Annotated in this window: 21 protein-coding genes; 10 read left to right on the top strand and 11 right to left on the bottom strand. The window is 70.9% G+C overall.

What is annotated here, in order from left to right; translation table 11 throughout:
* Positions 1-12 precede the first annotated feature (12 nt).
* Positions 13-798 (bottom strand): TIM barrel protein, encoded by a 786-nt coding sequence (locus tag AB0I69_RS24450; protein WP_363097785.1) that lies wholly within the window; start codon positions 796-798, stop codon positions 13-15.
* Between the two features lie 183 nt (positions 799-981).
* Between AB0I69_RS24450 and AB0I69_RS24445 the strand changes: the two genes are divergently transcribed.
* Positions 982-2,019: a LacI family DNA-binding transcriptional regulator gene (locus AB0I69_RS24445; RefSeq protein WP_363097784.1), complete on the top strand. Its 1,038-nt coding sequence runs from the start codon at positions 982-984 to the stop codon at positions 2,017-2,019.
* A 28-nt stretch (positions 2,020-2,047) separates the two neighbouring features.
* Here the strand turns inward: AB0I69_RS24445 and AB0I69_RS24440 are convergent, their stop codons facing one another.
* From AB0I69_RS24440 to AB0I69_RS24430, 3 genes are all read right to left on the bottom strand, one after another.
* Positions 2,048-3,283 (bottom strand): DUF4032 domain-containing protein, encoded by a 1,236-nt coding sequence (locus AB0I69_RS24440; RefSeq protein WP_363097783.1) that lies wholly within the window; start codon positions 3,281-3,283, stop codon positions 2,048-2,050.
* 9 nt (positions 3,284-3,292) lie between these two features.
* The gene (locus AB0I69_RS24435) at positions 3,293-4,042 is read right to left on the bottom strand and encodes an MBL fold metallo-hydrolase (RefSeq protein WP_363097782.1); all 750 of its coding nucleotides are present in this window, start codon (positions 4,040-4,042) and stop codon (positions 3,293-3,295) included.
* 140 nt (positions 4,043-4,182) lie between these two features.
* Positions 4,183-4,812, bottom strand: coding sequence for an alpha-ketoglutarate-dependent dioxygenase AlkB (locus AB0I69_RS24430; RefSeq protein ID WP_363097781.1), 630 nt, complete (start codon positions 4,810-4,812; stop codon positions 4,183-4,185).
* Positions 4,813-4,926: 114 nt separating this feature from the next.
* On the opposite strand from AB0I69_RS24430, the gene AB0I69_RS24425 reads away from it, so the two are divergent.
* Both AB0I69_RS24425 and AB0I69_RS24420 read left to right on the top strand, forming a co-directional pair.
* The gene (locus tag AB0I69_RS24425; protein ID WP_363097780.1) at positions 4,927-5,550 is read left to right on the top strand and encodes a helix-turn-helix domain-containing protein; all 624 of its coding nucleotides are present in this window, start codon (positions 4,927-4,929) and stop codon (positions 5,548-5,550) included.
* A gap of 61 nt (positions 5,551-5,611) precedes the next feature.
* On the top strand, positions 5,612-7,285 hold the full coding sequence (locus AB0I69_RS24420) for an FAD-binding dehydrogenase (RefSeq protein WP_363097923.1): 1,674 nt from the start codon (positions 5,612-5,614) through the stop codon (positions 7,283-7,285).
* 47 nt (positions 7,286-7,332) lie between these two features.
* Here AB0I69_RS24420 and AB0I69_RS24415 read toward each other — a convergent pair whose 3' ends face one another.
* Positions 7,333-7,683, bottom strand: coding sequence for a DUF488 family protein (locus AB0I69_RS24415; protein ID WP_363097779.1), 351 nt, complete (start codon positions 7,681-7,683; stop codon positions 7,333-7,335).
* 80 nt (positions 7,684-7,763) lie between these two features.
* Positions 7,764-8,900: a D-alanyl-D-alanine carboxypeptidase/D-alanyl-D-alanine-endopeptidase gene (gene dacB / locus AB0I69_RS24410; protein ID WP_363097922.1), complete on the bottom strand. Its 1,137-nt coding sequence runs from the start codon at positions 8,898-8,900 to the stop codon at positions 7,764-7,766.
* Positions 8,901-9,134: 234 nt separating this feature from the next.
* Here dacB and AB0I69_RS24405 point away from each other — a divergent pair, with 234 nt between their 5' ends.
* Genes AB0I69_RS24405 through AB0I69_RS24390 form a run of 4 tightly spaced genes read left to right on the top strand, consistent with a single transcriptional unit; the run spans position 9,135 to position 13,905 of the window.
* Positions 9,135-10,571 carry a M1 family metallopeptidase gene (locus AB0I69_RS24405; protein ID WP_363097778.1) on the top strand — a complete coding sequence of 479 codons (1,437 nt, stop codon included), beginning with the start codon at positions 9,135-9,137 and terminating at the stop codon, positions 10,569-10,571.
* A gap of 41 nt (positions 10,572-10,612) precedes the next feature.
* Complete coding sequence (locus AB0I69_RS24400) at positions 10,613-11,365, top strand: L,D-transpeptidase family protein (protein ID WP_363097777.1); 753 nt, start codon at positions 10,613-10,615, stop codon at positions 11,363-11,365.
* Positions 11,366-11,383: 18 nt separating this feature from the next.
* Complete coding sequence (locus AB0I69_RS24395) at positions 11,384-12,082, top strand: response regulator transcription factor (protein WP_363097776.1); 699 nt, start codon at positions 11,384-11,386, stop codon at positions 12,080-12,082.
* Positions 12,079-13,905, top strand: coding sequence for a HAMP domain-containing sensor histidine kinase (locus tag AB0I69_RS24390; RefSeq protein ID WP_363097775.1), 1,827 nt, complete (start codon positions 12,079-12,081; stop codon positions 13,903-13,905). The genes AB0I69_RS24395 and AB0I69_RS24390 overlap by 4 nt, the downstream gene beginning before the upstream one ends.
* A 262-nt stretch (positions 13,906-14,167) precedes the next feature.
* Here the strand turns inward: AB0I69_RS24390 and AB0I69_RS24385 are convergent, their stop codons facing one another.
* On the bottom strand, positions 14,168-15,388 hold the full coding sequence (locus AB0I69_RS24385) for a saccharopine dehydrogenase C-terminal domain-containing protein (RefSeq protein WP_363097774.1): 1,221 nt from the start codon (positions 15,386-15,388) through the stop codon (positions 14,168-14,170).
* A gap of 126 nt (positions 15,389-15,514) precedes the next feature.
* Here AB0I69_RS24385 and AB0I69_RS24380 point away from each other — a divergent pair, with 126 nt between their 5' ends.
* Entirely contained in the window at positions 15,515-16,240 is a 726-nt protein-coding gene (locus tag AB0I69_RS24380) for a TetR/AcrR family transcriptional regulator (protein ID WP_363097773.1), read from the top strand.
* On the opposite strand, the gene AB0I69_RS24375 is transcribed toward AB0I69_RS24380, so the two are convergent.
* Entirely contained in the window at positions 16,206-17,108 is a 903-nt protein-coding gene (locus AB0I69_RS24375; RefSeq protein ID WP_363097921.1) for a LysR family transcriptional regulator ArgP, read from the bottom strand. The two genes, AB0I69_RS24380 and AB0I69_RS24375, sit on opposite strands and share 35 nt — an antisense overlap.
* Before the next feature lie 69 nt (positions 17,109-17,177).
* On the opposite strand from AB0I69_RS24375, the gene AB0I69_RS24370 reads away from it, so the two are divergent.
* Entirely contained in the window at positions 17,178-17,789 is a 612-nt protein-coding gene (locus tag AB0I69_RS24370; protein ID WP_363097772.1) for a LysE/ArgO family amino acid transporter, read from the top strand.
* 80 nt (positions 17,790-17,869) lie between these two features.
* Positions 17,870-19,180, top strand: coding sequence for an MFS transporter (locus AB0I69_RS24365; RefSeq protein WP_363097771.1), 1,311 nt, complete (start codon positions 17,870-17,872; stop codon positions 19,178-19,180).
* A gap of 8 nt (positions 19,181-19,188) precedes the next feature.
* On the opposite strand, the gene AB0I69_RS24360 is transcribed toward AB0I69_RS24365, so the two are convergent.
* The 3 genes from AB0I69_RS24360 to AB0I69_RS24350 form a co-directional block, all read right to left on the bottom strand.
* A complete protein-coding gene (locus tag AB0I69_RS24360) occupies positions 19,189-19,638 on the bottom strand; it encodes a cyclic nucleotide-binding domain-containing protein (protein ID WP_363097770.1) in 450 nt (149 codons plus the stop codon).
* A 251-nt stretch (positions 19,639-19,889) separates the two neighbouring features.
* On the bottom strand, positions 19,890-20,069 hold the full coding sequence (locus AB0I69_RS24355; RefSeq protein ID WP_363097769.1) for a hypothetical protein: 180 nt from the start codon (positions 20,067-20,069) through the stop codon (positions 19,890-19,892).
* A 28-nt stretch (positions 20,070-20,097) separates the two neighbouring features.
* Positions 20,098-22,347, bottom strand: coding sequence for an FUSC family protein (locus AB0I69_RS24350; RefSeq protein WP_363097768.1), 2,250 nt, complete (start codon positions 22,345-22,347; stop codon positions 20,098-20,100).
* Positions 22,348-22,377 lie beyond the last annotated feature (30 nt).

Raw genomic sequence — 22,377 nt, 5'->3', positions numbered from 1 at the left:
TGCCGGGGCGGGTCAGACCGTGAACGCGGTGCGGAAGCGGTCCAGGGCGCGCTCGCTCTCGCCGTTCGAGGCCCACGCCTCCATCGCGACCGTGCCGTCGTAGCCGATGTCGGCGAGGGCGCGGGCGATCGCCGGGTAGTTGATCTCGCCGGTGCCGGGCTCCTGGCGGCCGGGTACGTCCGCCACCTGGATCTCGCCGATCAGGTCCAACTCGTGGGCCTTGCGGACGAGTTCGATGAGGTTTCCCTCGCCGATCTGCGCGTGGTAGAGGTCCAGGTTCATCCGCAGACCCGGCCGGTTCACCGCCTTGACCAGGGCCAGGGTGTCGGCGGCTGTCGCGAACGGTACGCCCGGGTGGTCGACCGCGGCGTTGAGGTTCTCCAGCGTGAAGGTGACCCCGGCGCTCTCGCCCAGTTCGGCGAGGCGGGTCAGGGTGCGGTGCGCGGCGATCCACATCGGGCCCGTGGGCTCACCGGTCACCGGAACCACCGGCAGGCCCTCGGAGTCCAGCCCGGTGCCGTGCAGGTTGAGCCGGGGGCAGCCCAGTTGATCGGCGGCCTTCACCGACTCCTCGGCGGTGCGCAGGAGTTCGGCGGCGCCGTCCTCGTCGGTGAGGCTGCCCCGGATGTAGCCCGTCATCGACGAGAACTCGGCCGGGGTCCGCGTCAGCGCGTCCAGATCGTGCCGGGTCCAGTCCCAGATCTCGACCTGGAAACCGGCCTCGTGGATGACCCGCGCCCGCTCGTGGATGGGTAGGTCCCGGAAGACCATCTCGGCACAGACCGCCAACGTGTACATGACTGCTCACCCTCTTCTAGAACGTTCTAGATGGCAGTAGTACCCCACTACTGGATTCCCGTGTCAAGCCTTCGCCGGGCATGTTTCTAGAACGTTGCAGTACCTTCGGAGCAGCGACGTTGCACGCTTCTCGGAGCGGCTACGATCCCGGAGCCGAACGACATCCCGACCGGAAGGACAACCGTGCCGACCACCCCCGCGGTCCCCGACGGCAAGCGGCCCACCCTGGCCCATGTCGCGGCCCGGGCGGGCGTGTCCGTCGCGCTGGTCTCCATCGTGATGCGCGGGGCCTACGGCGCGAGCGCCACCACCCGCGAGCGGGTGCTCAAGGCCGCCGAGGAGATCGGCTACCGCCCCGACACCCGGGCCCGGGTGCTGCGCAGCAACCGCTCACGCCTCCTCGGCGTGCAGTTCGGGCTGCGCCATCCCTTCCACACCGACCTGGTGGAGGGCATCTACGCCGCCGCCGAGCCCGCCGGCTACCAGGTGGCCCTGAGCGCGGTCGCCCCGTCCCGCAGTGAGCGGCAGGCAGTGGAGGCGCTGCTCGCCGACCGGTGCGAGGCCCTCGTCCTGCTCGGCCCCGAGATCCCGGCCGCCCGCCTCGCCCAGCTCGCGACCCAGGTGCCGGTGGTCTCGGTGGCCCGGCGGCTACGGCCCGCTCCGCCGGCCGTGGACGTCGTCCGCACCGCCGACGACGAGGGCGCCCGGCAGGCCGTGGACCACCTGGTCGCGCTCGGCCACCGCGCCGTCGCCCACGTCGACGGCGGCAAGGCGCCCGGCGCCGCCGACCGCCGCCGCGGCTACCGCACCGCGATGCACCGCCACGGCCTCGACGACCACGTCCACGTCCTGCCCGGCGGGCTCACCGAGGACGACGGCGCGCGGGCCGCCCGCACCCTGCTCGCCGCAGCCCGGTCCGCCCGGCCGAGCGCGGTCCTCGCCTTCAACGACCGCTGCGCCACGGGCGTCCTCGACACCTTCTTGCGGGCCGGTGTGTCCGTCCCCGGCGAGATCTCCGTGGTCGGCTTCGACGACACCAGTCTGTCCCGGCTCGCGCACATCGACCTCACCACCGTCGCCCAGGACATCCCGCGCCTCGCGGAACTCGCCGTCGGCCGGGCCATCGCCCGCCTGGACGGCGAGACCGTACCGGACGGCGAGAGCGTCGTCCCGCCCCACCTCGTCGTCCGCGGCACCACGGCCCCGCCCGCCCCGGACTGAGCACGGACCGAGCACGGACCGAGGCGGGTCACTCCGGTGTGGTCGGCTCCAGCGTCTCGCGCGCCTTCGGCAGGATGTTCTTGAGGTAGTCCTCGACCGCCGTGTCCAGACCGATGTCGTGCTGGGCGTGTTCGGACATGTACCAGCGGTGTTCGAGCAGCTCGTGGTAGATCTCGGCCGGGTCCATCGAGCCGCGCAGTTCGAGCGGTACGGCGCGCACGGTGGGCCGGAACACGTCCCGCACCCAGCGGTGCGCGAGCACCTCGGGCCGGGCGGCGAGAGGATCGCCCGGGGCGTAGTCGTCCTGGGTGGCCATCCAGGACTCCAGGTCGTTGAGCAGCCGCCGCGCCTGGTTCTCCTCGGCGTCCAGGCCGGTCAGGCGCAGCAGTTGACGCTGGTGGTGGCCCGCGTCGACGACCTTCGGCACGAAGGTGACCGTGTCGCCGTTGGAGGAGTGCTCGATCTGCATCTCGGCGACGTCGAAGCCGAGTTCGTTCAGGCGGCGGATCCGGCGTTCGATGAAGTGGTACTTGCCCACCGGGTACACCGAGACGCGGGTCAGCTCCTCCCACAGACCCTGATAGCGGGCGCAGATCTCCATGCCGAACTCGATCGGGTCGACGGACGGGTGCAGGGCCCCGGACGCCTCCAGGTCGAGCAGCTCCCCGCTGATGTTCACGCGGGCGAGGTCGAGGTCGTAGTCGCGCTGTCCGTCGCTCAGCCGCGGGTGCAGATCGCCGGTCTCCGCGTCCACCAGATACGCGGCGTACGCGCCCGCGTCCCGCCGGAACAGGGTGTTCGACAGCGAGCAGTCGCCCCATGCGAACCCGGCCAGGTGCAGCCGCACCAGCAGCACGGCCAGCGCGTCCATCAGCCGGTGCATGGTGGCCGGGCGCAGTGTCGTCTCGAACATCGAGCGGTACGGCATCGAGCCGCCCAGGTGCCGGGTGATCAGTACCGGTTCCAGCGGCTCGCCGTCGGCATCGGCGCGTCCGGTGACCACCGCAAGGGGGTCGACCGCGGGGATGCCGAGCCGGTCCAGGTCGCGCAGCAGCTCGTACTCGCGCAGCGCGGGCCGTTCCGCGAGCTCCTTGACGGCTATGACCTCGCTGCCGGCCCGGGCGTAGCGCACGACGTGGCGGGAGATACCGCGCGGCAGCGGCACCAGGTACTCGTCGGGCCACTCCTCCAGGGGAACGTCCCACGGCAGTTCCAGCAGGAGGACCGGATGCTCCGGGTTGGTCGCGTTGATCTGCAGTGCCATGGGGTGACCTTAGATCGCGTGTTCGCGGGCGCGCCGCGCCGCCGCACGGACCGGACCGGTGTGCAGGGGGCCGTGGCCGGGCAGCAGGGTGTCGGCGTCGAGTGCTTCGAGGACGTCCAGCGAGGCCACGGCGCGGTCGCGCTCGTGATGGAACATGTCGGGCAGCAGCTGCGGTCCCGTGATCCGCGAGGTGGGGTGGCCGCTCACCAGGGCGTCCCCGGAGATCACGATCCCGCTGTCCGGGAGATGGAAGGCGCAGTGCCCGCTCGTGTGGCCGGGGGTGTGCACGGGGACGGGCCGGCCGGGCAGGTCGAGCGGGCCGTCCGCGGCTGGGAACGCCTCGGCCGCGGCGACGGGATGCTGCTCGGTGCCGCCGACGCGAATCGTGTGCACCATCCATGGCAGCACTCCGGGACGCCAGACGTTTTTCAATACGCCCCCGACGGTCACCTGTTGGAGGAACTCCCGGCGGGCGTGCGGCACTTCGGTCTCGTGCAGCAGGATCGGCGTGCCGTAGGTGCTGTGCAGGTACTCCGCCGAACCGAGATGGTCGTTGTGCGCGTGGGTGATCAGCACCGCCGTGACCGCCTTCGGTGAACTCCCCACCTGTTCAAGGGAGTCGAGCACCAGCTGACGGTCCCCGGGATACCCGGTGTCCACCAGCGTGGCCGCGTCGCCGTCCGTGAGGATCACCCAGTTGGTGTTGCTGCCGTGCACCAGATAGGTGCCGTCGGCGACTTGGCGTACTTCTGCCCGCATGATCGTCCCTTGCGTGGTGGTGCTGTTCGAGGAACAGCCAACCAGACGCGTTCGGTCATGGCGCGCGCGGGGGAAGCCGCCTCCGGCGCCGTCCGCCGGGGGCGGCCCCCGCGCGCATCCGAAGCGGCCGCCTCTCCGCCTCAGTGCACGCCGTGCGGGCGGAACTGCACGCTGATGCGCGGTCCCGCGGCGCGGGTGGTCTTGGGGACGCAGTGCTCCCAGGTCCGCTGACAGGAGCCGCCCATCACGATCAGGTCGCCGTGCCCGAGCGGGCGCCGTACCGACTCGCCGCCGCGCAGCGGACGCAGCAGCAGGTCACGGGGTGTGCCCACGGAGAGGATCGCCACCATCGTGTCCTCACGGGCACCCCGCCCGATCCGGTCGCCGTGCCAGGCCACGCTGTCCCGGCCGTCCCGGTAGTAGCAGAGCCCGGATGTGGTGAACGGCTCGCCCAACTCCCGTGCGTAGTGCTCCGAGAGCGCCTCCCGGGCCTCGGCCAGCACCGGGTGCGGCAGCGCGTCGCCCGCGCCGTAGTACGCGAGCAGTCGCGGTACGGCCACGACCTGGTCGTACATCTGACGGCGCTCGGCGCGCCACGGCACCTCGGTGGCCAGCTCCTCGAACAGGGCGTCGGCGCCGCCGAGCCACCCGGGCAGCACGTCGATCCAGGCGCCGAGCCCCAGTGTCGTACGGCGTATCCCGTCGAGGGGGGCGAGGCGGAGCTGGTCGGTCTGGTCGAAGAGGGAGCCCTGGAGGTGGTGCGCGGTCATGGGACCAGCGTACTCCTTATTCGAATATCTGTTCCAATTCGAAGTGAACCCCTTTGGATACACCGATGTATCGGATACATTCACGTATCTAACGAAGGACGCGGAGGTCCGGACATGGTGGCGGAGGCGACGGCCAAGCGGGTTACCAGGCGCCGGGTGCGTACGCGCGCCAATCTGCTGGACGCCGCGTTCGTCGTGTTCGCCGCGAAAGGCTTCGGGCGGGTCTCCATCGAGGAGGTCTGCGAGGCCGCCGGCTACAGCAGGGGCGCCTTCTACTCGAACTTCGACAGCCTGGACGGGCTGTTCTTCGCGCTCTACCAGGAGCGGGCCGACCTGATCGCCGAGCAGGTGGCCGGCGCGCTCGCCCTCGACGGTCCCGACCTCGACGTCCCCGCCGCCGTGGACCGCGTCACCGACGTGTTGCTCCTCGACCTGGACTGGCTCCTGGTGAAGACCGACTTCCTGGTGCACGCGGCCCGCGACACCGCCGTGGCGCAGACCCTGCTGGGACACCGGGCCCGGCTGCGCGGGGCGATCGCACACCGCCTCGCCCGCGCCGAACTCCCCGCTGTGCTCGGTGACTTGGACACGGCGGCGTACGCCGTGGTCGCCGCGTACGACGGCGTCACCACTCAACTGCTGCTGGACAAGGACGTGGAGCACGCCCGCGTCTGGCTCAAGCAACTCCTCACCGCCCTGCTGACGGACGGCAGCGGCGCCCCCGGGCAACTCCCTTGAGAAATCCCCTGATTACCAGCTGCACCCCCAACTGAACTCAACGAGAAGGGCAATGGTCGCCATGGATGCGGACGTCATCGTCGTCGGAGCCGGTCTGGCCGGTCTGGTCGCGGCCCATGAACTGACCAGCCGGGGACGCCGGGTCGCGCTCGTCGACCAGGAGAACGCCAACAACCTGGGCGGGCAGGCGTTCTGGTCCTTCGGCGGACTGTTCCTCGTCGACTCGCCGGAACAGCGTCGCCTGGGCATCAAGGACTCCTTCGACCTGGCCTGGAACGACTGGCAGGGCAGCGCCGGCTTCGACCGCGTCGACGACGAGGACTCGTGGGCGGTGCGCTGGGCGCGCGCCTACGTCGAGTTCGCGGCCGGCGAGAAGCGGACCTGGCTCGACGGCCACGGCATCAAGCTGCTGCCCACGGTCGGCTGGGCGGAACGCGGCGACCTGCGCGCCCACGGACACGGAAACTCCGTCCCGCGCTTCCACGTCACCTGGGGCACCGGCACCGGAGTCGTCGAACCCTTCGTGAACCACGCCAGGCAGGCCGCCCGCGACGGACTGCTCACCTTCTACTACCGCCACCAGGTCGACGAGTTGGTGGTGGAGGAAGGCGAGGCACGCGGCGTACGCGGCACGGTCCTCGCAGAGGACAACGCGGCCCGGGGCGTCCCCTCAAGCCGTGAGGCGATCGGCGAGTTCGAACTCACCGCGCAGGCCGTGATCGTCACCACCGGCGGCATCGGCGCCAACCACGACATCGTCCGCCAGTACTGGCCCGAGCGCCTGGGCACCCCGCCCGCCGAGATGGTCACCGGCGTACCGGCGTACGTCGACGGACGGATGCTCGACATCAGCGCCGAGGCGGGCGCACGACTGGTCAACCGCGACCGCATGTGGCACTACACCGAGGGCCTGCAGAACTGGGACCCGGTCTGGCCCGGCCACGGCATCCGCATCCTGCCCGGCCCGTCCTCCCTGTGGTTCGACGCCCTCGGCCGCCGCCTGCCCGACCCGTGCCTGCCGGGCTACGACACGCTCAACACCCTCAAGTACCTGCGCACCACTGCGGACTTGGCGGAGCACGACCACTCCTGGTTCATCCTCACCCAGAAGATCATCGAGAAGGAGTTCGCGCTGTCGGGCTCCGAGCAGAACCCCGACATCACCGCCAAGGACAAGAAGGCGGTGCTGCGCGACCGGTTGCTCGGCAAGGGCGCCCCGGGTCCGGTGGACGCCTTCCTGCGCAAGGGCGCCGACTTCGTGACCGCCGGCAACCTGGAGCAACTGGTCGAGAAGATGAACCAGTTGACCGACAAGCCGCTCCTGGACGCGGCCGTGGTGCGTCGCCAGATCGAGGCCCGCGACCTCCAGATGGCCAACCCCTACAGCAAGGACTCCCAGATCCAGGGCATCCGCAACGCCCGCCGCTACATCGGCGACCGCCTCGGCCGCGTGGCGACGCCGCACCGCATCCTGGACCCGGCCGCCGGCCCCTTGATCGGCGTCAAACTGCACGTCCTCACTCGCAAGACCCTCGGCGGCATCCAGACGGACCTCGACTCACGGGCCCTGGCCGCCGACGGCAAGCCGATCGGCGGACTGTACGCGGCGGGCGAGGTAGCCGGCTTCGGCGGCGGCGGCGTGCACGGCTACAACGCGCTCGAAGGCACGTTCCTCGGCGGTTGCCTCTTCTCAGGGCGAGCGGCGGGCCGAGCGGCGGCGAAGCAGACGGCCTGACGGAGCGGCATGACTCGTGGGCGCTGCGGCCCGTCTCCTCACCCCTCTCATCCCTCCAGGAGGCGGGCCAGCACCGAGGCGTGACTCTGCTCCGGCGACCTGACCGCCGTCACCAGGGTCACCGATCCCATACGAACCAAGTTCCGCAAGGTGTGCAGGAGTTGAGCGGCCTCGGGCTCGGCGAGCTCGGCTTCGTAGCGGCTGCTGAACTCGTCGTAGGACCCCTCGCTCGCGTGGTACCAGCGGCGGAGTTCGGTCGACGGGGTGAGTTCCTTGGGCCACTCGTCGACCCGGGCCGCGTCCTTGGACAGGCCACGCGGCCACAGCCGGTCGACCAGGACGCGCACGCCGTCCTCCGGCTCGGGCGGATCGTAGACACGGCGCACACGAACGGTCACGGGCAGGGCTCCCTCGGGCGGCGGTGGTGCCGCGAGCCTACGTCCGGACGGGCGCCTGGGGCGGGGCGACGCGGCGTGCCCTATGCCCAGCAGCCGTTGACCGTGGCGGCGAGGCCGTCGAGGGCGTCCTTGGTGGCGTCAGGGGCGGCGGTGGAGTTGTTCTCGATGAAGGAGAAGATCTTCCACCGTCCGTCTCCGGCCTCGGTGAGTCCGCTCAGTGCGATCACGCCGGTGAGCGTGCCCGTCGTGGCGCTGACCTTCCCGACGGCGCACTGGGAGTTCACGGTGTCGAACCGGCCCCACTCGGGGCCCAGTGTCGAGCCCGCCTCGCTCGCGACGGGCAGTCCGTCCACGATGTACTTCAGGGTCCGGCTGTTGGCGGGGTCGTCCGCCAGGTGGAGGATGTCGGCGATGGTCTGGGCCGGGATGCGGTTGGAGCGGGACAGCCCGCTGCCGTCGTGGATCGCGAGGTTGTCCAGCGACACGCCGTACCGGCTGAGGACCTGACGTACGACCGCCGTGCCGTCCTCGAAGGTGGCCGGGCGGCCGGCGGCGAGCGCCGTCATCCGCAGCAGCGTCTCGGCGATATCGTTGTCACTCACCTTGAGCATGTGCTCCACGATGGCTGACAGCTTGTCGGACTCGTGCTGTGCCACGGGGACGGCTCCGGTGCCCGCGGTGCCGTGTGCGACGGTCCCGGTGACGGTGACACCTTGCTGGGTGAGGAGCCTCGCAAAGGTCTGGCCGGCGTCCAGGGAGGTGTCCGTGACGTGGCGGCCGTCGACCACCAGTGCCCGTACGGGCGCGATGGTGTCGGGGTAGTAGCCGTCGTTCCAGCCGGTGGCCAGGGTGGGCGCGGGGAAGAGGCTGTCGTCGACCGCCACCTTCACCGAGGTCAGGCCCGCGTTCTTCAGGCCTGCGACGGCGGTCGTGGCCATCGTGGTGAGGTCGGCGGAGGTCAGGGTGCGGTCCCCGCCTCCGACCAGGGTGAACGTGCCGTTGTCGTGGACGACCTTCGTGGTGAAGCGGTGATCCGGGCCGAGGATCGTCAACGCGGCGGTCGAGGTGGCGAGTTTGGTGTTCGACGCGGGCAGACGGGTGTCCTGGACGCGGGAGTCGAGGTTGTCCGCGATCTTCTGCTCGGCGGTGTCGAGCGTGGTGGCGGTGGTCTTGGAGACGGTCTTCTCGGCGGCGAAGGCGGAGCTGCCGAAGAGGATCCAGGGAATCTTGAAAGGGAAAGCAACAGCTTCGAGTTGTGTTGCTCATGGATTCGCTGTGAAGGGTCGGAGCGTGGTGGTTTGTGACGGTGCCGTACGTCTGGGCGAGACCACGGTGGGCGCTTTCGACGCGGTGGTTGGACGTCCCTTTGCTCAACGGGGAGGGATTCCGAGGGAGTGGGCGGCCTAGTCTCTGAGGCGAATGATCACCCCCCTCATTTTGTAGGAGCGCATGTGACGCAACCCAGGCAGCAGTCCACAAGACGCATCGCTGTCCTCCGCCGCAGCGCCGTCGTGGCCACCGTCCCCGTCGCCGTCGCGGCCCTGCTCGCAGCCGCCGCGCCCGCCGGCGCCACGACGATCGGCTCGGCCGGCGCGGGCGACCCGTACTTCCCGCTCTCCGGCAACGGCGGCTACCACGTCGCCCACTACGGTCTGACGCTCCGTTACGACCCGACAAGTCGACACCTCGACGGCAGGGCGGTCCTCACCGCCCGCGCCACCGAGAAGCTCACCCGCTTCGACCTCGACTTCAAGGGCCTCAAGGTCACCGGTCTCACCGTCGACCGGGTCAAGGCGGACTTCCGCCGCGACGGACAGGAACTCGTCGTCACCCCGCGCCGGGCCCTGCGCAAGGGGCAGCGGTTCCAGGTCACCGTCACCTACAACGGCACCCCGAAACAGGTCACCGACCCGGACGGCTCGGCGGACGGCTGGATCGCCACCGACGACGGCGCCTTCGTGGCCGGCGAGCCGCAGGGCGCGATGACCTGGTTCCCGGCGAACAGCCACCCCAAGGACAAGTCGTCGTACGACTTCACGATCACGGTCCCGCAGGGGCGCACCGCGGTCGCCAACGGTGTGCTCCTCGGGCAGAAGACGGCTCACGGGAAGACCACGTTCCGCTGGCACGCGCCGGAGCCGATGGCCGCGTACCTCGCCACGGCGACGGTCGGAAAGTTCAAGGTCGAGCAGTACACCACCCGCGACGGGATCAAGGTGTACAACGCCGTCGACCCCCGCGAAGCCACCGCCGCCGCGCCCGTGTTGAAGAAGCTGCCCTCCGTCCTGGAGTGGGAGAGCAAGCTGTTCGGCCCGTACCCGTTCCGCTCGGCCGGGTCGATCGTCGACCACGCCCCGGACGTCGGGTACGCCCTGGAGACCCAGGGACGGCCGATCTACGACTCGGCGCCGGACCTCAGCACCCTCGTGCACGAGAACGCCCACCAGTGGTTCGGGGACTCCGTGTCCCTCACCTCCTGGAAGGACATCTGGCTCAACGAGGGCTTCGCGACCTACGCGGAGTGGCTCTACAGCGAGCAGCACGGCGGCAAGACCGCCCAGCAGACCTTCGACGCGCTGTACGCCCGCAAGGCGACCGACGGCCTGTGGGCGTTTCCGCCCGGCGACCCGGGCAGCGGCGCGAACATCTTCGGCACGCCGGTGTACGCCCGCGGGGCCATGGCCCTGCACGAACTGCGCCTGGCCGTCGGTGACAAGACCTTCTTCGCGATTCTGCGGGCCTGGGCGGGCGGGCACCGCTACGGGCACGGAACCACCGCACAGTTCATCAGCCTTGCGGAGAAGATGGCGGGGCAGGGGTCGGTGAAGGAGGTGGACGTCATGTTCCACATCTGGCTGTACACGAAGGGCAAGCCGGCCCAGCCGTAGGAGCTGACGAGTTCCTCACATGTGTCGGTCATCGTCGACTCATGATCACTCGTTTTCCCTCGGTCGCACTGGTCGCCGCATCCGTTCTCCTCACGGGATGCGGCGGCGGTGCGGTGGCGGCGACGGACCACACGTCCGCCCCCTCTCCCGCCTCCTCGTCCGTGCCGTCGCCATCGCCGTCGTCGGAGATATCCGCCGAGGCGGCTCCCCGGCAACTGCCGGGCGTGGGGCGCAAGATGCTGGCCCGCATACCGGCCGGCACCGAGCAGGTCGTCCTGGTGACCGGCCGGGGCGAGGACTCGCCCCTCTCCACCCTCGCCCTGTACGAGCGCGCCGACGACGGCTGGGAGCAGACCGCGAGCTGGGCCGCGCACAACGCGCTCAAGGGCTGGTCGGACCACCACATGGCCGGTGACCTGCGCTCGCCGATCGGTGTCTATTCGCTCACCGACGCGGGCGGACTGTTCAAGGACCCCGGCACCAAGCTGTCGTACGACCACGGGACGGGCTTCGTCTCGCCCGGCACCGGCTTCGAGGGCGAACCGCTGTCCGGTTCCTTCGACTACGTGATCGCCATCAACTACAACCGGCAGCCCGGCACTTCGCCCCTCGACTGGACCCGCCCCCTCGGCTCCTCACGCGGCGGCGGCATCTGGATCCACGTCGACCACGGAGGCCCCACCCACGGCTGCGTCAGCATCGCCGAGGACCACATGAAGGAACTGCTGCGCACCCTGGACCCCGCCCGGCACCCCGTCGTCGTCATGGGCGACGCCGCCGCCCTCGACCACTGACCGCTTAGGATCCGCCAGGTGTGCGCACATGTGCTGGTCGCCGAGGACGACGAGATGCAGGCCGAGCTGATACGACGCTCCCTGCTGACGGAAGGCCACACCGCGACCGTGGTCCACGACGGAGCCGCCGCCATCGCGGCGGCCCGGAAACTGAGACCCGACCTCGTGGTGCTCGACCTCATGCTGCCCGTGGTCGACGGCTTCGGCGTGTGCCGGGCGCTGCGCGGTGAGGACGACATCCCCGTCCTGATGCTGACCGCCCGCTCCACCGAGGACGACGTCCTGCTCGGCCTGGAACTCGGCGCCGACGACTACATGACCAAGCCCTACAGCCCGCGCGAGCTGATGGCCCGCATCCGCACGGTCCTGCGGCGCAGCGGCCGGACCACCGAGGACCGCCAGGAGGACACCGTCCTACGGGCGGCAGGGCTGTCCGTCGACGCGGTACGGCACGAGGTGCGCTGCGACGGGGCGCCGGTGGACTGCACACCGGCCGAGTTCGAGATCCTCCTCGCCATGACCGCCGAACCCGAACGGGTCTTCTCCCGGCGGCAGTTGCTCCAGTACACCCGGGGCCTGGACCGGGCGTCCACGGAACGGGCCGTCGACGTCCACATCATGAACCTCCGCAAGAAGATAGAGGTAGACCCGCGCCGCCCGGTCCGGCTGCTGACCGTGTTCGGCGTCGGCTACAAGCTGCGCGGCGGTCGGACGTGAGGCCCCGGATACCGCTGCGCAAGCGGCTGTTGGTCCGGCTGCTCGTCGCCACCGTGCTGATCGCGCTCTGCTCGGTCGGGGCGACGGCCTGGCTGGCGGTGCAGACCACCACCCGGGCCATCCGGGAGGAACAGGGCCAGGACCTCGCCGACGACATGCGCATCCTCGCGCAGCTCAGCGGATACGCCGCGACACACCCCGACTGGAAGGGCGTCGCGCCCACCGTCCGCGCGCTGTCGAAGAAGATGGGCCGCCGCATCGCCCTCACGACCTCCGACCGCGCCCTCATCGCCGACTCCGCACCGCACGGCACCTCACTGCCGCCCCGCGCCGCCGCGAACGTCGACCCGCTGCACACCGACACGTACACGGAACCGGGCGCACAGCTCAGCGGTCTCGACCCCCGGGTCGTCGGACCGTACCGGGTGACCGCGAAGGAGCGGGTCCGGCTGGCGGGGCTGGCGAAGGACCGTCAGGCGTGCTTCAAACAGAGCGGCATCGACACGACCATCACGATGACGCCGAGCGGCCGTCCCGTCCTCACCGACGCGGACGGCAACAATGCCAATGATTCTGTGCCCACGCCGTGCGCCGACGGGAAGCTCAACACCCCGACCGCCACCGAGAGCAAGGCGTTGAACAACCTGATCGTGCGCGCCCAGCCCTGCCTGCTGCAGGGAGGCGTGAGCTTCAAGGTTCCGTACTTCGGTGTCGACGTCTTCGACAAGAGCCTCGGCTCCCGCTACGTCACGGGCGCGTACACCAAGCTGGGCGACGCGGCCGCCATACGAAAGGCCGAGACCTGCACCGACAACGCCCGCCGCGCCCAACTCGACCCCTACGTAGCGCCGGTGGCCGAACTCTTCCTCGGCGGCGGGGACACCACCGCACCCCGCTTCGACGTCTCCCCGGCGAACAAGGCCAAGGTCGTCGGCGCGGCGGCGGCCGTCCTGGCGCTCACGGTCCTCGTGACGGCGGTCGTCGCCACGAGACTCGTACGACCCCTGCGCGCGCTGACCGAAGCGGCCCAGCAGCCACCGGAGTTGCACGTCCGCGTGCCGGTGCGGACCCGGGACGAGACCGGCATCCTGGCCGAGGCGTTCAACGACCTCACCGAACGCCGGGAACGCATGGAGGCCCAACGCAAGGCCATGGTCAGCGACATCGCCCATGAACTGCGCAGCCCCCTCACCAACATCCGCGGCTGGCTGGAGGTCACCCGGGACGGCTTCGTCGAACCCGACCCGGCCCTGCTCGGCTCCCTGCACGAGGAGGCGATGGTCCTCCAGCGGGTCATCGACGACCTCCAGGACCTCGCGGCGGCCGACGCCGGCACCCTGCGCCTGCACCGCGAACCCGTGCACGTCGAGGACCTCGTCGACCAGGTCGTCGCCGCGCACCGGGTCACCGCCGACACGGCCGGGGTCGCGCTGACCGGCAAGGCGGACAACTCCCTCTGGCTGGAGGCGGATCCTGTCCGTATGCGCCAGGTCCTCGGCAACCTGGTGTCCAACGCGCTGCGCCACACACCGGCCGACGGCACCGTCACCCTGACCGCGTGGCGCGACGGCGACGACATCGTCCTGACCGTCGCCGACACCGGTATCGGCATCGCGCCCGAGGACCTTACGCACGTCTTCGAACGCTTCTGGCGCGCCGACCAGTCCCGCAGCCGCCGCACCGGGGGCAGCGGCCTGGGCCTGTCCATCGTCCGGGACCTGGCCGCCGCCCACAGCGGCACCGTCGAGGCGGCGAGCGAACCCGGCGCGGGGTCCGTGTTCACACTGCGGCTGCCCAACTCCGCGGCACCGGAAGGGGATTAGCGGCTTCTCGTTCGCGTCCGCTGGGCTGGGTTGTTGGTGACGGCTCGACCCGCGTCCACCGGACGGAGATCGTCGACCGCTCAACCCGCTTCCGCCGGCCGGGAAATTGGCGACCGTCCAACTCCAGGCCGCTGGAAGGGGTTTGGTGACCGACCGACTCGCGTCCACCGGCCGGGGATCGGTGCCAGTCCAACTCCCGTCCGCTCGGTGCTGACTGACGCCCCCTCAACTGCCCGCCGCCCCCTCCGGTGATTGAGCGGGATCACTGCTCCCGCAGCCCCCACGGCGACCCGTACGCCGTCAGCAGGTCCAGGAACGGCCCGGCCGGGAACGCCTCCGGGCCCAGCACCCCCGAGCCGGTCCACGCGCCCGTGGCCAGCAACTCCAGGGCGATCACCGGGTTGATGGCGGTCTGCCAGACCACGGCCTGGGAGCCGTACTCCGTCATCGACCACTGGTTGTCGACCACGTGGTAGAGGTACACCTCGCGCGGCGCCCCGTCCTTCGTGCCGCGCACCCACGTGCCCGCGCACGTCTTGCCGTGCATGCGGTCGCCCAGCGTCGCGGGGTCGGGGAGACAGGCGGCGACAACATCCCTCGGCGACACGGCAGTCGGCCCCGACGCGCTCGGCACGGTGACCGGTTCGGTGCGGTCCAGGCCCAGCAGGTGCAGGGTCTTGAGGGTCTCTATGAAGTCCCCGCCGAGGCCGTACTTGAAGGTGACGCGGCGTGCGTCGACCCAGCGCGGGACCAGCAGCACCTCCTCGTGCTCCACGTTCACGCACTCGACCGGACCGATGCCCTCGGGGAAGTCGAACACCTCGGGCTCGCTGAACGGCTCGGTGGTGAACCAGCCGCGGTCGGCCTCGTAGACGACCGGCGGGTTCAGGCACTCCTCGATCGTGGTCCAGATGCTGAAGGACGGCGCGAAGTCGTAGCCGTCGACGGTGAGGTTCGCCCCGTCGCGGACGCCGATCTCCTCGATCTCGTCGAAGAGTTCATCGGCCGCGTACCGCGCGAACAGGTCCGAGAGCCCCGGCTCCACACCCATCCCGACGAGCGCCAACGCACCCGCCTTCTCCCACTCCTCCGCCTCCGCGAACTGCGCGTCCCCGAGCTTGACCCCGCACTCCTCGTACGGCCGCTCGGGATGCGGCCGGGACAACGACATGGCCATGTCGAGGTAGTTGGCCCCGGCGGCACGCGCCGCACGGAACAGGGGCAGGACGAAGCGCGGGTCGGTCGCGTTCAGCAGCACGTCGCACTCGTGCGTCCGCAGCGCCGCCACGACGGCCTCCTCGTCACTCGCGTCCAGCCGCTCGGCACGGAACCGGACGCCGTCGGCCCCGAGCGCCGCGACCGCCGCCTCCGCCCGGGACAGGTCGTAGTCGGCGACCACCATCGCGTCGAAGAACGGACGCCGGGCCGCGATCCGGGTGACCGCGGTACCCACACCACCGGCTCCCACGAGCAGTACACGCATGACAAGAACTCCTTCACTGCCGAGCTACGAACGTCAGCGGGCCCCGCCGGAGATACAACGCCGGTCGCGCGGATAAGGTCAATGGCGTTGGCATAAGGACGCACAGGGACGCGCAAGGGGGCCGTGATGCCGAAACCGGTGGTGTCCGAGGAGAAACGGCGACGGCGCCGTCCCACCAAGAGCGGCACCGTCCTGTCCGAGGAGCTGATCGTCGACACGGCCCTGCGCATGCTGCGCGAACACGGCAGCGCCGGCCTGACCTCCCGCCGCCTCGGGCTTGCCCTGGACGCCGACCCCAGCACGCTCTACCGCTACTTCCACGGCATGGACGACCTGACCCTGGCCATCGGCGACGCCCTCGTCGGACAGGCACTGCGGGGCTGGGAGGCGACGGGGGAGTGGCGGGCCGACCTGCGCGCGATCGGCCTGCGCATCCACGCCGCGTACGTCGCCCACCCGCAGGCCGCCCAGCTCACGGCGAGCCGGGTCACCGGCCGCCCCAACGAACTGGCCGCAGACGAGGCTGTGTTGGACGTCCTGCGCACGGCCGGGTTCGCACTCCCGGACACCGTACGGATCTACCACGCGTTCATCGACCAGACCCTGGCCTTCGCCGCCCTCGACGCGGCCTCTCTGGCCCTGCCGAGCGCGTCGCTCCGCGCCGACGAGGCGATGTGGCGCTCGACCTACGCCCGCCTTCCCCGCACCACCCATCCCCGCATCGCCGAGGCGGCCCCACTCCTGGCCACCCGCATGGTCGACAGCGCGTATCCGACGGCCCTGGAGATGCTCCTGGACAGCGCGGCCCTCCGGCTGACTAACCTCGCAGCGTCTCCGCCGCCGTCTCCGTGACCGCCCCCGCCACGGCCGCGAGCGCCGGCGAGTCCAGCTTCCACTGCTGCCAGTACAGCGGTACGTCCACCGACCGCTCCGGCGCGAAGTTCACCAGCCGCCCGGCACTCAACAGCGGAGCTGCCTGCATCTCCGGCACCATGCCCCACCCCAACCCCGCGGCGACGGCCTCGACGAAGCCCTCTGAGGTCGGCACGAGATGCCGTACCGGACTCGCACCGCCCTGCCCGCGCCGCAGCCGCCGTACAAAGGAGTCCTGGAAGTCGTCCCGCCGGTCGAAGGTGATCACCGGTGCCTCGGCGAGCGCGTCCCGCAGTGGACCGTCGACCAGATACGTCTCCCTGAACTCCGGGCTCGCCACCGGCAGATAGCGCATTCGCCCCAGCGCCCGCACCGAGCACCCCGGCACGGCGTCCGGCGACGAGGTCACCGCCGCCATCACCAGCCCCTCGCGGAGCAGGGCCGCCGTGTGGTCCTCGTCCTCGCGGCGCAGTTCGAAGCAGACCCGGAGTGCGCGCGGGACGCGGGTGAGCGCGCCCAGGAACCAGGTGGCCAGGGAGTCGGCGTTCACGGCGACCGACACCCGGGTCGGCTCGCCTGCGCCGCTCATCCCGAGCTCGGCGCGCGCGTCCCGTTCCAGGCGGGCCAGTTGGCGGGCGAACCGTACGACCACCTCGCCGGACTCGGTCGTCCGCACCGGCTTCGTGCGCAGCAACAGGACCCGGCCCGTGCGCTGCTCCAGGGCCTTCACGCGCTGGCTGACCGCCGAGGGCGTCACATGCAGCGCGGTGGCCGCCGCGTCGAACGTGCCCTCGTCCACCACGGCGAGCAGCGTGCGGACCTGGTCGAGGGGCAGCTCGGAAATCATCACAAGCACTAATGTTACGTAAGAATCTTTAGCTGTACTCCTGATGCTGGCGTCCCTAGCGTCGACGTCGTGACCAACGCACTCTCCGCCGCCGCCGCGGGATTCGGCACCGGCCTCTCGCTCATCGTCGCCATCGGCGCCCAGAACGCCTTCGTCCTGCGCCAGGGCATCCGCCGCGACGCGGTCCTCGCCGTGGTCGGCATCTGCGCCCTCTCGGACGCGCTCCTCATCGCGCTGGGCGTCGGCGGGGTCGGCGCGGTCGTGGTCGCCTGGCCGGGCGCGCTGAAGGCGGTCGGGCTCATCGGCGGCGCCTTCCTGCTCGTGTATGGCGTTCTCGCCGCCCGCCGGGTCTTCCGGCCCGCCGCCCTGCACGCCGAGGGCGAGTCGACCGGCTCACGCCGCCGGGCCGTCCTCACCTGTCTGGCGATGACCTGGCTCAACCCGCACGTCTACCTGGACACCGTCTTCCTGCTCGGCTCGATCGCCGCCGCCCGCGGCCCGCTGCGCTGGACCTTCGGACTCGGCGCCGTCTGCGCCAGCCTGTGCTGGTTCGCCGCACTCGGCTTCGGCGCCCGACTGCTGAGCCGCTTCCTGGCCAAGCCCTCGGCCTGGCGGGTCCTGGACGGTCTGGTGGCCGCGACGATGATCGGTCTCGGCGCAACGCTCGCCGCCGGGGCGTGAGATGGCGGATTCGGCAGCCACAGCCGGTGCTGCGATAGTGAACCCCGGTCGATTAGATGTAGCGAGCAACCAGGAAGCCAGTGGACACCAGCGAGAGCACCGACAGCGGCACGGAACCCGATTCGGAGAAGGACCGGGAACCGGCGACGGGCCCCCGGCGCGGCTGGCGCCGCTGGGCGATGGACACCCGCCCGCTGCGCATCCCCGCCTACCGCCGCCTGTGGTCCTCGACCATCGTCACGGCCGTCGGCAGCCAGCTCACCGCCGTCGCCGTACCCAAGCAGATCTACGACATCACCGGCTCCTCGGCCTGGGTCGGCGCCGCCAGCATGGCCGGCCTGGTGCCGCTCATCGTGTTCGCGCTGTGGGGCGGCTCGCTCGCCGACAGCATGGACCGCCGCAAACTGCTGCTGATCACCAACAGCGGCATAGCCGTGACCTCGGTGCTGTTCTGGGTGCAGGCCGTCACCGGGCTCGAATCGGTGGCCGCGCTGATGGTGCTGCTCGCGATGCAGCAGGCCTTCTGGGGCCTCAACGCCCCCGCCCGCAACGCCTCCATCGCCCGCCTCGTCCCCGCCGAGCAGCTGCCCGCCGCCAACGCCCTCGGCTCGACCGTCATGCAGACAGGGCAGGTCCTCGGACCGCTCCTCGCGGGCGCCCTCATCCCGGTCATCGGCCTGCCCGAGCTGTATCTCATCGACGCGCTGGCCCTGTGCGTCACGCTCTGGGCGGTCGTCCGGCTGCCCTCGCTGCCGCCCCTGGAATCCGCGACACCTCGGCGCGCGGGCTGGCGGGAGATCGTCGCCGGGTTCCGCTACATCTCGCTGCACAAGGTGCTGCTGCTGTCCTTCCTCGCCGACATCATCGCCATGGTCTTCGGCATGCCCCGCGCCCTGTTCCCCCAGCTCGCCGCCCAGACCTACGCGCCCTACGGCGAGGGCCTCGCCCTCGGCATGCTGTTCGCGGCGATCCCCATCGGGGCGGTGGTCGGCGGACTGTTCTCCGGCACGTTCTCGCGGGCGCGCCGCCACGGCTGGATGGTGATCGGCGCGGTCGTCGCCTGGGGCGCGGCCATCACCGGGTTCGGACTGAGCAGCAACCTGTGGATCGGCGTGGTGTTCCTCGCCGCCGCCGGAGTCGCCGACATGGTCTCCATGGTGTTCCGCGGGGCGATCCTGCTGTCCGCCGCCACCGACGAGATGCGCGGCCGTATGCAGGGCGTCTTCACCGTCGTCGTCGCGGGCGGGCCCCGCCTCGCCGACGTCCTGCACGGCACGGCGGGCTCGGCCCTCGGCCCGCGTACGGCGGTGGCAGGCGGCGGCATCCTGGTCATCGTCATCATGCTGACCCTGGCCGCCACGGTCCCGGCGCTGCGCCGCTACCGCATCTGAGGGCGCGCTCAGACAGGCCGGTGGAGCGAGTAGTGCTCCATCAGCTTGCCCCGGGTCAGCTCCAGCCGGTGCGCCAGGATCTCCGCGACGATCCGCACCAGGGAGAGCCCGAGCAGCGGATCCTCCACGCACAGGGCGAGGACGGCCGCCGCGTCGAACTCGTAGGCCCGCACGGCACTGAACGCCTCCGCGCCGAAGTCCCACTGATATGGCGGGAACAGCCACGACCAGCCGAGCAGGTCGCCCGCGCCGAGAGTGCCCACCGTGATCCGTTGCTGGGGTGTCACCCGCTGGTCGAGCGAGACCGCGCCCGAGCGGATCACCCAGAAGCGGTCGGCCGTGCCGCCCGCCTCGAAGATCCTGGAGTCCTCGGCGAACGAGACCTCCTGCGCGAGCTCCATCAGCCGCTCGCGCTGGGTCTGGGGCAGGGCGGTCAGCAGTTTTATCGCTTTGGTCATCGCTCGGGGCTCCTCGCCGGCAGCGGTTCCGGAATTCTCCCTACGCCCATTTCAGCCTCTGCCGACGTCCCAGGCACCTCGGGGGACCGAATCGGGGCATGAAAAAGCCCTGGCTGGACGGGGGAGACCAGCCAGGGCCGTTAAGCGGTGGCGCCGGAGGACGGTACGGTCGACTCCGTGACCACGTATGAATGAACCGTAAACCATCAGCGGGCATTTCGTACCCGGCTGAACCGGTCGCGTGACCGGTTTCACTTCGCGGCATGCCGTCCGGGGGCCACGATCTCGTCCAGCACCCGCAGAACGGCCTCGTAGGCCACTTCCCTCACGGCGTCGCCCTGTACCGACCACGTCTGTACCTCCTGGGCGGCGAAGGCCCGGGCCCGCTGGATGCGCCGCAACAGTTCGTCCGAGTCCACGACATCAGTCATGTCCCTCGCCTACCCCGGCTCGCGGAGTTCACCGCGCCGGGGCGGCGATCGGTACGCCGAGCGGCCGGGCCAGGCCGACCACGGCCTCGTCCAGGCGTTGCAGATGCCGTAGCACGCGGTCGGTGACCCGCCCGTAGCGCGGGGTCCCCGGCGTCCCGGGCCGCAGCAGGGACGCGATGCTCGGCCCGGTCTCGATCTCACCGACACTGTCCCCGTCGCCGACGTACGCGCCGATCACCCCGATGTTGCGCACGATCCGGCGACCCGCCTCCCGCAGCCGCGGATCCGCCGCTATCGACGGATGCGTGGGCAGCAGTTCGGCGGTCGCCGCCAGATACCGCGCGTGATAGGCGCAGGTCTCCAGGAGCGCGACGACGTACCGTGCCGTGTCCCGGCGCGCCCGCAACGGCGTGATCGGGTGTGTCAACGGCTGTGTCGAGGCGCTCAGGTCGGCCAGCGCCTGGTCCAAGTCCCTTGCCTTGTCGAGCAGTTCGGCCGGGGCCCCGCCGCTGAGCTGGTCGACCGCGGCCTCGGTCACGTCCGTGAGCCGCGCCAGCACGGTACCGAGGAGTTCGTTCGTACGGCGGTCCGTGTGCACCGGCAGCACGAGCGCCGCGGCGACCACTCCGCAGGCCGCGCCGAGCGCCGTCTCCTCGATCCGCAGCACCAGCACGGACGCGCTGTAGGTGTGCAGCAGCGTGTAGAGCAGGCCCAGCATCGCGGTGACGAAGAAGGACATCAGGGTGTACGACAGCGGTGCCGTGTAGAACATCGCGAAGATGAACAGCAGCACCAGCGCGAACGCCGTCCAGGTGTGGTGCCCGACCAGGCCCGCGAGTCCGATACCGGCCACGACACCCAGGACCGTGCCCAGCAGCCGCCGGTAGCCCTTGACGAGGATCTCGCCGGTGGACGAGGTGTTGATGAACACGATCCAGCAGGTCAGCACCGCCCAGTACCAGCGCTGACTGGACAGGAACTCGCCGCCGATGATGGCCAGCGAGGACCCGACGGCCACCTGCACGGCGGCCCGTGTCGTCGGGCGCCGCAGCCCGGTGCGCTCCGCGTCCTCCCGCTCGGTCTCCTCGCTGCCCGCGATGGCGACGTCCTCGGCGTCCAGCTCCTCGCGCGAGCGGGTCGTCGCGGGCGTGTCCTCCGACTCGTCCTGCGGCCCGTCGACGGCGATCCGCAGCCCCAGCACCGCACGCCCGGCCTCACCGATGCCCCGGAACACGTCTTGGACGGCGTCCGAGGCGGGCGGCAGGTTCTCCTCCTCGCGATAGCCGAGCAGCCGGTTGCGCACATGGGCCAGCGCGGTGCCCGAGTCCGAGCCCGAGGGCCGCAGCACGAGCAGCCGCAGTGCCTCCAGATCGCGGCGCAGCGTGTCCGTCGCCTCGTCCCGCTCGGGCAGCAGGTCACCGGCGGGTACGGGTGCGCCCGGCAGATGCAGGGTCAGCGTGTGGCCGCGCTCGGCGCTGCGCACGGTCAGCAGCAGAAGCCCCAGCCGCTCGGCCGCGACCTCGGCGTCCGCGATACGGCGTTGCACGAGCCGCGCCACCGTTTCGTCGGAGGTCCCGTCCTCCAGTCGGCCCTGGATCAGCAGTGCCGTCTCGTGCAGCCGTGCGGTGCCCTCCCGTACGTCGTCGAGGGCCTTCTCCATGTCGTCGGGACCGGCGTCGAGCAACGCGAGCTGCGCGGTGACGAGTTGGGCGAACCGCGCCCGGAACGCCCGCCGCAGCCGGTCCAGCATCCCCGTGGGCGTCTCCGGCACGAGCGCGAACCGCACCAGCGCGCTGCACACGAAGGCGACGCCCAGCACGCCGTACAGCCGGGGCAGCGCGGAGAGCGTCACGCCGACGAACAGGGACAGGAAGTAGATCTGGAAGCCGATCAGGCCGAGCGCCGTGCCGCGGTCGCCGAACCGGCGGCTGTAGACGGCACCGAAGATCAGCAGGACGAAGAAGACGTCACCGGCGACCACCCGCGAGTTGAGCAGCGCGCTCAGCGACACGGAGGCCAGGGCGACCGGCAGACCCAGCGCGAGCGTCACCGCCTGCCGGCCACGCTGCTTCTCGCGGATGGCGAACGTGGAGACCATCGCCGACATCGCCCCGGCCACCAGATGCGGCACCGAGGCACCCAGCAGGGAGAGCACGGCCAGCGTGAGCGCGATCGCGGACACCGTCCGCAGCCCGGCCGTCAGCCGCAGCAGTCCGGGATCGGACGCCGCGACCCGATCCCTCACTCGTGCCCACGCCGCCCGTCCCGCTGCCCTCACGCCGCCGTACTCTCCCCAGGTTCACGCCAA

Source organism: Streptomyces sp. NPDC050508, assembly GCF_040655155.1.
GTDB lineage: Bacteria > Actinomycetota > Actinomycetes > Streptomycetales > Streptomycetaceae > Streptomyces.
The sequence above is the reverse complement of the archived record's forward strand: the minus strand, read 5'-3'. Positions and strand labels throughout refer to the sequence as shown.